Consider the following 12,665-nt stretch of genomic DNA (forward strand, 5'->3'; position numbering starts at 1 on the left):
TAGTTATTTTCATATCAAAAGAAAAACGCTGCAAAGATTTTGCAGCGTTTTTTATTTATTTGGATTTATTCATTTTCTCAGCGATTCTTTTCTTCTTGTTCCTCTCGTAAATCACTTCTACAATCTTACCCCCAATCCATGAAAACGGGAAAAAGGTAAGAAAGATGGAGATCTTATAAAAGGTAGGATGATAAGGAAATATAATTACATCCAGCATCGCTATGAAAAGCATGATAAAACCGATTAGAATAGCATAAGCTACTTTAGCGTATTTAACGATGATTGCCGTTGCTACTCCACCAATGGTAGTTCCCAGTCCGGAAATAAACAAAAGAAAGCCAAAAAAGGCTTTATCGTCTTTCATACTGAAAAGAAATCTCTGCCAATGCTCAAACGGAGCAAAAGCTTCGAAAGTAACCCATTGCGGGAAAACCCTTATACCAAGAGTAATAATAAGCCCTGCTATGCCAAGACCGATCAATACCGCAAATGTATTTCTTATAAAGTTCATTAATCCTGATGTGCGATCATAGAAATTTCAATATCCACATTTTTAGGCAAACAAGAAACCTGTACTGTTTCACGTGCCGGATAGCTTTCTGCATCTAAGTAAGAAGCATAAATATCATTCATTACTGCAAAATCATCCATGCTCTTAAGGAAGATTGTTGCTTTTACAACATTTTTAAAAGTCATCCCAGCTTCAGTAAGGATCGCCTCAAGATTTTTCATAACCTGATGAGTTTCCTTTTCAATTCCTTCTACCAATTTACCAGTTGCAGGATCTACAGGGATCTGACCGGAGATGTATAACACTCCGTTTGCCATATTTGCTTGCGAATATGGGCCGATAGCTGCAGGCGCATTAACTGTGTTGATTATTTGTTTCATATACGGATATTTATTTTTTTATAAAATCATCTTTCATTGCCAACGATAAGTTAAGCAATTTCATGATCATTTCGTTAGATTTATTTGGTTGCAAATATAAAATTTATATTGGCAAATGCCAATCTGATGTTAGAAAGGTGAATTTGGCTGTGTAAAACTTCTGTCTTTATACTTCAATGCATCGCTTAAGATATTGGCCTTGATCCCGATAAAGAAGTCATACACTTTATACTGTCCGAATGGCACCCAGTTAAAATTAATGGTAAAACTTCGCTGATCTCTTGAAAAACCAATTCTTGTATAGGCCAATTCTTTAGTCACCAAGTCATAGTGTGTACTTCCGGTAACATTCCAATAAGGAGTAAGCTTAATACTTCCATCAAGACCTACAGAAGCAATTTTACTACCAATTCTGCTGGTTCCTCTTGAATAGGCATAGTTTGCATTAACGTTCAATGTCCAGCTTTGATCAAAACGCGAGTAATTGTCATCATCAAAATAATAGTTTTCATTTCGGACTTCACCTTTTGAAGCATATTTTTTCGCATAATCTGTCTTTTCTCCAAAGATTTCACTGCTTAAAGGATAAGATACCTGAACATTGAATCCTTGTACCCCGAAAGCTCCAAACTTTTCTGTTCTGATCCCCTGATCCTGTCCCGGAATGAATTCAATTTTATAAGGATCAAGAGAAAGACTGGTATTAACGGTAAGTTTATTATTAAAGAAAGAAGACTGCCCATTGATACTGAAAATAGACCAAGGGTGATCTTTTGCGGCAAAGTTATAGCTTCCTGTAAGGTTTAAAGATTCAAAAATCTTCACTTTCTTTACCCCGGTAGAATCACTCTTAGATTTCACCTTCATTTCAATATTATTTCCTATACTGAAACCTAATGCACCCACCAGACTATTTGACGGGCTTCCAATAATTCCTTTTTCAAAGATGGAATAAGGCGTAAGTGCTCCGGTTGCATTGTAATAGTTCTTGTAATATCCAAAACCAGGACTTGAAAAATCCGGAGAGTAAGTAAAGCCAATACTCGGAATTACCATGTGTCTCACTGCTTCTACAATAGATCCTTTTTTAAACTTCATCATCCCATACAATGTTGTCTGAAGACTGGCAGTAGTAGAGAATGAAGAATATCCCGCAAAATTTTTATTGATTTCATCTACGGTCACATTCTTTATAGGATCATAATATCTGTTTAAAGTTTTTGTGGTTAAAGCATTATCAATATTAGCACTTAAACTGAATGTAAAATATTTAGCCAAAGTAGTATTGGTGGCTAATGCAATATTATTCTTAAGCCCTGTCTGCATTTTATCCCACATTTCTTTTTTGAACAACTCATTTTCCTGAGTGTTGACAAAATTTGTCAGGTTAAAACCTGTATTTACCGTAATATTTTCAATAAGCCCCTGTCTTACTCCGGATTTTGATTTAAACAGATAAAATTGATTGACCGCTACGTTCATCTGCGGAAGACGAAGATCTGAAAATCCTGTAGCAAAATTCTGTGAATAAGATGCCGTTCCTGTAATGGTTACCGGAAGCTTCAGAAATCTTTTGGTAAGAGTTACCGTTGAATTCTGGCTGGTATTCAATACATTTTGATTGAATATATAATTGTTGTTTAGCGGATTATTATAGAACTTTGTACTTACCATATCCACTTGCGCACTGAAGGTAAGGAAAGGATTAGCCTTGGAATCCTGAGAATGCGACCAGCTGATCCTGTACGTACTGTTTTTAGTATAATCATCCAACCCTTTGATCCCTCTTATGACAGTTCCTATGTCTGCATTGAAAGACCCCGAATAGCGGTATTTTTTCTGATAATTCATTTGTGGACGCAAGTTCCAGCTTCCTTTGGTATAGATATCAGCAAGCACTTTAAGATCAAAATGTTCACCAATCGGCTGATAATATCCAATTCCGTTCAGGAAAAATCCTACATCTTCCCTTTCTCCAAAACTTGGGATCAAAATACCGGCTGCTCTTTTATCCGAAAATGGCAAAATGGCAAAAGGCATAATCAATGGTGTAGGAACCTGTTCTATATACATTTGAATAGGTCCCGTAACAATCTGAGATTTATTTTTTGATTTTATCAGCTTGATATTCGAAGCTCTCATGAAATAATCTGCCGCCGTATCTTTTTTCTTTACAAAATATTCATCGGTAGTATAATCTGCTCTTCTCATGGCAAATACCGAATCGTTATATTTTTTTGTTTTCTGAGCTATAATTACGCCTTCACTTTCCTCTGTTCTAGCATTGAAAGCGATAGCCTGTTTAGTCTTTGTATTATAGCTAAACTCGTTGGTTTCGTATTTCTTTCCGGCTTGTGTAGTAACTACGGGCTCTATGATCTTTCCTAAAGAATCCAGTTTTCCTCTGGCATAAATCAGGTTTTTATTATCATCAATGGAAATATAATCTGCATCAATCTGCATATCCTGATATTTTACCTGGGCATTCTTATTAAGGAATGTCATTTTTTTAGGAATATCTCTTCGCTGATCATCTGCTTTTGTGTGAAGTACATCATCTAAAGCTTCTTTTTTCGCAACAATGGTATCCTTTTTGGAAATAGTATCATTAACCACATTTTTAGGCAATTTTTCAGGGGTTTTCTGTGCTAAAAAATTGTTAAAAATTAGGATAATTAAAATTTGTAATATATTTTTGAGGACGGTTTTGGCCAATTTTATTCTATATAATTAAGGCCCAAAATTAATATAATTTTTATAACTGTAAGATGCACAAACAAAATTTTAAAATAATTTTATCATTTCTCCTTCTCTTAATCAGCAACTTTGTTTTCTCTCAAAAGAAGTTTACACTAGTTCTAGATGCGGGACACGGAGGAAGTGATCATGGAGCCAATAGGACCTATTCAGACATTGGAAGAATTGCAGAAAAAGACATTACTCTTGCTATCACCTTAAAAGTGGGGGCCATGCTTGAAAAAAACAGGGATTTCAAAGTAATCTATACCAGAAAGATTGATGAATACCCTTCTCTATCTGACAGAACCAATCTTGCTAACAGAAGTAAGGCAGATTTATTTGTATCCATCCACTGTAATTCTTCTGCAAGACCTACCGCTTATGGTACAGAGACTTATGTACAGGGACCTAACCAGAACAATGAAAACCTGGAGGTTGCTAAAAGAGAGAATGATGTAATCTTTCTGGATGAAAAAGATAAGCAGACCTTCGGATCTTATAATCCTGATTCTCCGGAATCTTTAATTGCATTAAAACTGCAACAAAGTAAATATCTTGAGTCCAGTCTCCTTTTAGGCGGATTGGTAGAAGATAACTTTGTGAATAAAGATAAAAGATCTTCAAGAGGAGTTTTTCAGAAGAACCTTCACGTTCTCCGTATGAATGCCATGCCTTCTGTTCTGATTGAAACAGGTTTCATCAACCATCCTGAAGAAAGCCATTATATTGCTTCAGAAAAGGGTCAGGAGGAAATTGCAGAAAGTATCTATAACGCCATCATTGATTATAAAAAAGCGATTGACAGGAAAACCGGCGGATCTTTTACTACGAAAAAGCAAGAACCTGAAAAACCGGCAGAAGTTCCGTTGAAAAATGATTTCAGAATATTATTGATGAGTTCTCCTACTAAATACAACGAGAATGACCCTGCATTGAAAGGACTGAACTATACTCTTACGCTCAAAGAAAACGGACAATACAAATACTATTATGCGGTAACCAATATGGCTTCAGTGAAGGACATTAATCTTAAAACAGCTAAAGATGCCGGATTCAGAAATGCTTTTGCAGTAGGATTCATGCCTAATCAGAGAATAAGTATGGGATATTACACGCTGGAAGTGTACACAGGTGAGAAACTGAACGGAAATTCATATATCCTTCAGAACCTTAAAGATGTGGAAAGAGAGAAAGACAGTGGTGTTTTCTATTATACTTATGGAAAGGTTTATACTTTGGAGGATGCTGTAAAATTACAGAAAGAGGTTGAGGCCAAAGGAATTAAAAATACCGTGATTCAAAAAGTTTATAAATAACTAAAAAATAATTTTGAAGTTAAAAAAGGTTTTTCTACTTTTGCAACCTCAAAATTTGGCCTATTCGTCTAGTGGTCAGGACTCAAGATTTTCATTCTTGCAACAGGGGTTCGATTCCCCTATAGGCTACAAAAAAGGAGAAATGATACGTATCATTTCTCCTTTTTTATTTTAACCGGTTAGATATTAATTCCATTCTCAGCGTTTAACATTTCCAAATTTCTCAGTAAAAACGAACCGATTGATTTTATTTTTAATCCTACTTCGCAGATTAAAGAAAATATTCTTCTGTTGGTAAATTCACTATAAATACAATATATTTTTTTCAATTCCTGTTGGAATTTATCCATTCATTTTACAACAGAAATAAAAAATGGTTTTATAGGATGCTGGTACACTGAACTTTATTATTATCCAGATAAAAATATCAGTGATTTTCTTTTAAAAAAGCATGATATTTACATTATATCTCACAAAAGCCTTATATTTGCAAAAATTTTTTAATAAATTTAACCATAATTGTCAGACAAATATGGTGACACTGATGAAAATTATTATTGATAACCCCCTGTCTGTAGTTTTCTACAGACTATCAAATTTTATATCATGCCGGATTTAAAAATACAAGAAGCAAAGTTGCTTTTTAAGAAAATCCACTCTAACCCAAAAAGTTACGATTTACAAATCAATGAAGACGGGATTACAGGCAGAGATGATAAAATCAGTTTCAGACTTTACAGGACTGGAGAAAGGGTTGCTTTTGAAGTAACAATAGATGCACTCACTTTCACCAATACCACTGGAGAATGGAATAACGCACTGATCATGCTAGGGAATACGATCAAAAAAATAGAAAAAGAACAAGAAAATTTAAAAATAGAACAGGCAATAGATAAGCTTAGAAAGTACCTTTCAGAAGAAAATTAAAATTTTTCAAATTTAATTTGGTAGTTTAAAAAAAAGTTTATAGTTTTGCACTCACATTTGAACGATATGGCAAATCATAAATCAGCATTAAAGAGAATCAGACAGAACGAAACTAGAAGACTTCGTAATAGATATTATCACAAGACTGCTAGAACAGCATTGAAAGCCTTAAGAAATGAGGAAAACAAAGCTACTGCAACAGAGCAACTGCCAAAAGTTATCGCTTTATTGGATAAATTAGCTAAGAAAAATATTATCCACAAAAACAAAGCAGCTAACTTAAAAAGCAAATTAACAAAGCACGTTAATAAATTAGCGTAAAAGTATAGCGGCCCGTTCGTCTATCGGTTAGGACCTCAGATTTTCATTCTGGTAAGAGGGGTTCGATTCCCCTACGGGCTACTTAATTTTTAAAAACCACTGAGTTTTTACAGTGGTTTTTAAAACAAAGTAGAAAGCTATTACTTAAACAATCTAACCGGCCCGTTCGTCTATCGGTTAGGACCTCAGATTTTCATTCTGGTAAGAGGGGTTCGATTCCCCTACGGGCTACAAATTAAGAGTTGATACTTATAAAAACAAAAACTAACACACTATTTCGGTAGTGGAAGATAGAGGGCCCGTTCGTCTATCGGTTAGGACCTCAGATTTTCATTCTGGTAAGAGGGGTTCGATTCCCCTACGGGCTACCAAAGAAGGACTTTTTCGAAAGTCCTTCTTTTTTGTTTCAATACAACTCTCCCCTCCTCCTCTCTATTAGGATCTATTTATTATCTCAAAATCTTTAATACCCTCCTTATAAGATACAGCTCTCAAGCTTAATTATACTGAGCTATATTAAATTTTATTAAAAATATCACCAAAAAAGGAAATATTATTTTTTGCTTCTTCTTTTAATCCTTAAATTTGACTAAAACTATTCATCTAAAAATTAATAATATGAAATTTAATTTACTTTTGAGAAATAAATTCTCTTTTCAAGGTGCCTTAATGGTGTTATGTTTATTCTCAGCTCAATTTTCATTTGCTCAGAATAGAATTTATGCTCACGCACAAAGTTCTGGTGTATTTGGTGTAGCATGCTTAGGATGCCGTGTAGATAATCCAATGAATGCTGTAGGAGGCAATGAAGATGATTATTCCACAATGATATTAGGAACTGCATTGCTAGGAGGAATCCAGCAAACATTAATCTTCCCGGATCTTAGAGCCGACACAAGACTTGTTGTAGGAATCGGAACAGATAATATTCCTTTATCCGTACAGCTATTAAGCGGTGTAACCCTTGAAACTATGAATGGGGGAACTTCTAATGAAGACCGCAGAACCATTGACATAAGCCTTCTAAAACTGGGAGCTACGCCTAACAGAGGTACGATAGAATTTAAACCGGCAAAACCTTATGACGGAATCAGAATTGGTTTAACGGGAGGGGTACTCAGTCTTGGTGGAGGCTTTAGAATTTACTATGCTTACCAGGATCCATTAATACAACTAATGGCCCATAGCCAAAGCGGGCAGGTTACCTTAAGTGGTAATGTTACTGTAGAAGGTTCTGAAGTTGCATTAACCAATACTTCAGGAAAAGAAGTTTACCGCTCAAAGCTTAAAGGCAATACATTTGACTCTAATCAGCCCGGAGGAGTTTACATTATGACTCTTCAAACTCAAGAAGGAAAAACATATTCTAAGAAAATCATTATTAAATAAATGATGAACCACAAACGGCAGTCTTTAAAAGGGCTGTCGTTTTTTTATGGATCAAGAAAATTAAATGTTATTATTTTATAATTAAAAAAAATAGATTATAAAAAGTGATTTATAACTACATCACAAAAAAATGAAATAAAATAATTAACATAATCATTTTATTTATAAATTTACACAAAACTAAAAAATCAAAATTTTTAATATATGAAAACTAATTTATTATTGAGTCCACGCAGTATTAAGACTGTCGTTTTTGCTTCTTTATTGTTTCTGGCAAGCAACCTGTCATTTGCTCAAATTGTAAAATATTATGCAAATGCTCAAAACAATCAGGTATATGGAGTATGTATAGGCTGTGGAGTCCTAAACCCTCTGAATGCCATTGGTCCTAATGAAAATGATTATTCTGTTCTACAGGTATCCATCGGTTTGCTGGCACGCACCGAACAAACATTGATTTTCCCTAACAGTACTTATACGAATAAATTGGTTATTGGTATTGGTTCTAACGGAACTCCTCTAAGTGCACAGGTATTGGGAGGGGTATCTATTGAGACATTCAATGGAGATGTTTCCAACAATGATTATCAAAACCTAAACAATGACATTTTAATACTTGGGGGAACAGATCCAAGCAAAGGGGAAATTGAACTTACGATGAACAAGCCTTATGATCGTATCAAGATCAATGTAAATGGAGGATTACTGAGTTTAGGAGGAGAGCTTAGGGTATATTATGGATACCAGTATAGAGATCCTTTCATCAGCTTTATGGCTCATGGTGAAAACGGACAGGTAACTTTGGATAAAAATTTAAAAGTAGATGGTTCCGAGGTTACTCTTATCAACACTTCCGGAAAAGAGGTATTCCGTACTAAATTAAATTCAAATACATTTGAAACCAACCAACCTGAGGGACTTTATATTATAAAACTTCAGACTAAGGATGGGAAAACGCATTCAAGTAAGGTTTTACTTAAATAAACAATTAAACATTGCCAAAAAACGGCAGGCTTTTCCAAGCCTGCCGTTTTATTTTATACCTATTCTTAAAATTATCAATTAAATTTTGATGAATAAAAACCCCATATGAACAAGAATAGAAGTCTTTGATTTTCTATTTACTGCATCATCCAGGCCACTGCATTGGCATACAAAATACTGTTATAAACTATAGACGAAGCAGAAGTTCCAGTACCAAAATTATTTTTGGGGATGGGTTTACCGGACGCATCTACCCCAGCCGGATATGATACTGTAGAAGTATTATCGGCTAAGCCAAGAGGAAATCCACCATCACCCCAGAAGAACAGCTTGTATGTTTTATGAACAAAACCAACTACCTGGCCATTGTTTGTAGATAAAATATCTACATTAGAACTGTTAATATTAGCATTGGTATAAGAGCTAGAGTCATCGTTGTCATCTCCTACGAGTTTTCCTCTCGCATCCCCAAATGGGCCATTAAGAATAGGGTGATTCATATTCACTATGGGCTTAACAAAGTTTGTCCCTACAGCTGCATTAAAAGTAGTGGTAGCCCCAAATATTTTAGTTAGAAGCTCATTGGGTTGTGCCTGCTGCAAGAAAATCATTGCCCTACCTCCTTTATCAAGATAATTCTTAAGAGCAATAGCATCTGCCGAAGTAGAAGTATAATCCCAAGAAAATATAATCATATATGGATTGTGTGTTGCAATATTGTTGGCAAGATTTCCTTGTGCAGTTCCTACGTTTACAATATCAAACCCTTGTGATGGTACAGTTCCTGTAGGCCCAAAGTTACCAGGTGATACTAAAATAGTAGTTGGAGCTGTAACATTTCCGGGGCTTGGAGTATACGCTCCTCCACCAAGAGATAGGACTTTCCTTATAGGAATAACCCCTGCACTCACATTGACTGAGAAACTACAAGATTGGCCTGCCAAATTTATTGTAAAAGAAGCCGTTCCTGAGGAAGATGGTGTACCAGAAATAGAAAGGGAAATGCTTCCACTCCCATTAGTCAGTGTTCCTCCCGAAGCAGAAGCAGTAAGACCTGAAACTCCTGTAGACGCTACTGCAATTGCAGCATAGGATTGACCTGTAGCATTAGCGTAATTAATTACCTTTGTACCATTGGCAGCTGTACCTGCTGTGAAGGTTCCGTTAAGAGCCCCGTTAGAACAATCAACAGCAAAACTGGGTGCTGGGTTGCATTGGTCACATAGACAATTGGACCATCCGGTAGGCTTGAATACTCTTACACAACTTTGGGTGGAATCATACATAATAGTTCCTATTGCTATATTCCCTCCCATTGGGTTAATAAGGTTCAGCGGGTCTGCATTGGTAGGAAGAACCAATCCCATAGTATTGGTAGTTTCTTTGTTAATATCCAAAGCTCCTCTTGGGTTTGCCGTTCCAATCCCCACTTGCGAAAACAAGACATTCACGATGAACATCATCGATAGTAAAAAAAAATTTCTTCTCATTTGTGTTTGAATTTTGGGGCAAAAATATATTTTCCAGCCTTCACATTCCAAAAATGCGAACATGTCATAGATACTACAATCACCTATTCGTACTAGTCAAATACCCCACATACACACCACACAGGTACTACATATTTACATTTAATTCTCTTTCAAAAAAAATCATTTCTTTTTATTGTAGTAATGAACTTTAAAGTAAGACTATACATTTTTCAGCGTTTATTAATCACCTTGAATAAAACAAATCGTGTTTTATCAAAAAAACCGGCCAATTTATGGCCGGGTCAGAGTGAAACAAAAATTAGCTATGCTAAAATTAATTTTTAATTAGCTTTTGCTGATATACAGCTTTATCCGTGGTAACTTTTAGAATATACATTCCTTTTGGTAACATGCTTACATTTACTTGCCCATTATTGAACTGAGCATTGATAAGCTTACCTGAAGCATCATAAATAGAAACGTTTACCACTTTTTCCTGTGTTTTGATATAAAGGATATCCGTAACAGGGTTTGGATAAATACCAAATTCAAGTTTTTTCACTTCAGCGGTTGCTAATGTAGAAGTAGTACTGTTAACTTTAAGTATTTTTTCAACGACCTTACCATTAGAATTGAAACTAATAGTAATATCTGCAGTTCCTGAACCTATTGGAGTAAGCACTAATTCTTCATTGGTATTAATTTCCGCAGCAACTACTGATGGATTAGTATTTGATTTGATTGTTTTTATAATAGATGATCCAAAACTATCTTCATCCGAAACCATTGTTTTCAAATCTATAGTTGTAGTACCTGTTGCAGTAACCTGCGACGGAAATGTATTGTTTACAACTGGTGCTGTATTATCCGGGAATACAGCTAATGAAGGGAACCAGTAATAATCAGCCAATGTTTTAGTGTCAATCAGATTACCATTGTTATCAAATGTATGAATCCAGTTCTTCTGATAATGTGCGCCAAACCCACTTTCTGTAGTATTCAGGATAAGATTACCGGTAGTAGGGTTTACACGAAGCGCCGCACCATAAGGAATTTGTTTGTAAGCTCCTGTTTGCCCTGGTAATGTAATAAAGCTTTCATTAAATACCTTGGTAGTAACATCAAATTTTACAATCTGGTTTCCTGGATTAAATCCAGAGCCGGCTTTGATCCAATATAATGTGTTTTCAGTATTACTTGCAGTAAAACTTCCTGCATTCCAGGCGCCCCATGAGTCAGAATATTTTGTAGTTGGGATATCATAGTACTGTACGGTAAGAGTTGCAGGGTTAATATTTGCCAGTTTCTGATTCTGAATCGCCCAGATACTTCCGTCTTTTGCCTGAGCAACAGAAATAAAAGCTCCGGCAATAGTATTTACAACAGTATCTGTAATTGGATCAATTACTAAAATTCCTACACTCTGCTTTACTGCAAAAACATATTTTGAAGTACGGATCATATTTCCGATCTGCCCGGCATACTGGCTTCCACCACCAGTCGTCGCAATTATATTGCCTACCTGTAGGTTTGCAATATCAAATAAGAAAATACCATTGGATGCTCCAATATATCCTTTGTTCTCATTTACTCCTAAGAATGATCTTCCATCTCCACCCCCAATCGTATTAAATGTTGCAATTTTCTGCATCGTCTGTGCATTGGCAATTACCAATCTACCACCAGGAGTATACTGAGTATCTCCTCCATCTGCTGCCTGTTTAGATACAAAATAGAATTTATCTCCATAGATTGTTCCAAATTGCGTAGTTGCTCCGAAAGCATGGTTATTGTTCGCATTGCTGTAAACACGGTAATTGATTTGTCCGTTATTATCTATAAAGTTTACAGAACCGTTTGTATGTCCAAACCATTCTTCATTCACCATAAAGAACCCATTGGTAAAATTGGTGGAACTTACATAAGGAGAAACCGGTGTAAGAGTAGATGACATTGGAGGTGTTTGAAAATCCGGGCTGTAATTCCAAACATCCCATGATCCATTTTGTAAAGCACGGGAAGAAGCTCCAACACCGGAAAATCCGAAGTCAGCATCAGTTGGATTTTTCACCCAATAAGACCAAAAACCACTATACCATCCTGATTTCCAATGATCGTTAACATCTTTTGCTACATAATCATCAAAATCATAAGCTGTTGTATTTACAATACCATCCACAGGATACAGAGGATAGGTAGTATTACCACTTTTAATAAGGGCATTAGAATCCTGTCCGTTCAAATCAAACCCCAGTCCTCCTATTGCTGATCCAAACTGAGTCCCCTGATACAGCAATGTAAAAAATCTTTTGTCTGCCTTTGCAATTGCTTTAAGCATATCTTCACCTGTTGCATTTCCATCCCATCTGAATCCCCATACTAAAGCATCCGGATTTTTACTATCATTCCATTGTACTACGAATGCAGCCTGGTTAGAACCTGTTCCCACCCAATACTGAATATCAGAAAAAGTGATGTTGGTTGTAATATTAGTGGTAGTTAACGGAGTATTCCCCGGAATATCATTCCTTGGAACTCCCTGTACTTTTATCTGGGCATTCGTGAAAAATGCAAACAGAAAAAGTATGGTAAAAAGGTAGAACTTTTTCATTTTTATTGATTTAAA

10 protein-coding genes and 4 tRNA genes are annotated in these 12,665 nt (G+C 35.6%); 9 read left to right on the forward strand and 5 right to left on the reverse strand.

Annotated features, from left to right (window positions below; translation table 11 throughout):
* Positions 1 to 55: 55 nt before the first annotated feature.
* The 3 genes from EG344_RS09295 to EG344_RS09305 form a co-directional block, all read right to left on the reverse strand.
* Positions 56 to 511, reverse strand: coding sequence for a hypothetical protein (locus tag EG344_RS09295; protein ID WP_123909193.1), 456 nt, complete (start codon positions 509 to 511; stop codon positions 56 to 58).
* A complete protein-coding gene (locus tag EG344_RS09300) occupies positions 511 to 891 on the reverse strand; it encodes a RidA family protein (RefSeq protein ID WP_045491236.1) in 381 nt (126 codons plus the stop codon). The genes EG344_RS09295 and EG344_RS09300 overlap by 1 nt, the downstream gene beginning before the upstream one ends.
* Positions 892 to 1,020: 129 nt before the next feature.
* Complete coding sequence (locus tag EG344_RS09305; RefSeq protein ID WP_123909194.1) at positions 1,021 to 3,606, reverse strand: putative LPS assembly protein LptD; 2,586 nt, start codon at positions 3,604 to 3,606, stop codon at positions 1,021 to 1,023.
* 53 nt (positions 3,607 to 3,659) lie between these two features.
* On the opposite strand from EG344_RS09305, the gene EG344_RS09310 reads away from it, so the two are divergent.
* The 9 genes from EG344_RS09310 (at position 3,660) to EG344_RS09350 (ending at position 8,567) form a co-directional block, all read left to right on the forward strand.
* Positions 3,660 to 4,946 (forward strand): N-acetylmuramoyl-L-alanine amidase, encoded by a 1,287-nt coding sequence (locus EG344_RS09310; RefSeq protein ID WP_123909195.1) that lies wholly within the window; start codon positions 3,660 to 3,662, stop codon positions 4,944 to 4,946.
* 57 nt (positions 4,947 to 5,003) lie between these two features.
* Positions 5,004 to 5,075: transfer RNA gene (locus tag EG344_RS09315), tRNA-Glu, on the forward strand.
* 477 nt (positions 5,076 to 5,552) lie between these two features.
* Entirely contained in the window at positions 5,553 to 5,873 is a 321-nt protein-coding gene (locus tag EG344_RS09320) for a hypothetical protein (RefSeq protein WP_123909196.1), read from the forward strand.
* A gap of 66 nt (positions 5,874 to 5,939) precedes the next feature.
* Positions 5,940 to 6,194, forward strand: coding sequence for a 30S ribosomal protein S20 (rpsT, locus tag EG344_RS09325; protein ID WP_123909197.1), 255 nt, complete (start codon positions 5,940 to 5,942; stop codon positions 6,192 to 6,194).
* Between the two features lie 9 nt (positions 6,195 to 6,203).
* A tRNA-Glu gene (locus EG344_RS09330) sits at positions 6,204 to 6,275 on the forward strand.
* 78 nt (positions 6,276 to 6,353) lie between these two features.
* Positions 6,354 to 6,425: transfer RNA gene (locus EG344_RS09335), tRNA-Glu, on the forward strand.
* Positions 6,426 to 6,490: 65 nt separating this feature from the next.
* Positions 6,491 to 6,565, forward strand: a tRNA-Glu gene (locus EG344_RS09340).
* Between the two features lie 247 nt (positions 6,566 to 6,812).
* Positions 6,813 to 7,583 (forward strand): T9SS type A sorting domain-containing protein, encoded by a 771-nt coding sequence (locus tag EG344_RS09345; protein WP_123909198.1) that lies wholly within the window; start codon positions 6,813 to 6,815, stop codon positions 7,581 to 7,583.
* A 204-nt stretch (positions 7,584 to 7,787) separates the two neighbouring features.
* The gene (locus EG344_RS09350; protein WP_123909199.1) at positions 7,788 to 8,567 is read left to right on the forward strand and encodes a T9SS type A sorting domain-containing protein; all 780 of its coding nucleotides are present in this window, start codon (positions 7,788 to 7,790) and stop codon (positions 8,565 to 8,567) included.
* A 137-nt stretch (positions 8,568 to 8,704) separates the two neighbouring features.
* Here EG344_RS09350 and EG344_RS09355 read toward each other — a convergent pair whose 3' ends face one another.
* Together EG344_RS09355 and EG344_RS09360 are read right to left on the reverse strand one after the other, a co-directional pair.
* On the reverse strand, positions 8,705 to 10,057 hold the full coding sequence (locus EG344_RS09355) for a hypothetical protein (protein WP_123909200.1): 1,353 nt from the start codon (positions 10,055 to 10,057) through the stop codon (positions 8,705 to 8,707).
* A 316-nt stretch (positions 10,058 to 10,373) separates the two neighbouring features.
* Positions 10,374 to 12,650, reverse strand: coding sequence for a DUF5074 domain-containing protein (locus tag EG344_RS09360; RefSeq protein ID WP_123909201.1), 2,277 nt, complete (start codon positions 12,648 to 12,650; stop codon positions 10,374 to 10,376).
* Between the last annotated feature and the right edge of the window lie 15 nt (positions 12,651 to 12,665).

Origin of the sequence: Chryseobacterium sp. G0162 (genome assembly GCF_003815715.1) — a bacterium.
GTDB lineage: Bacteria > Bacteroidota > Bacteroidia > Flavobacteriales > Weeksellaceae > Chryseobacterium.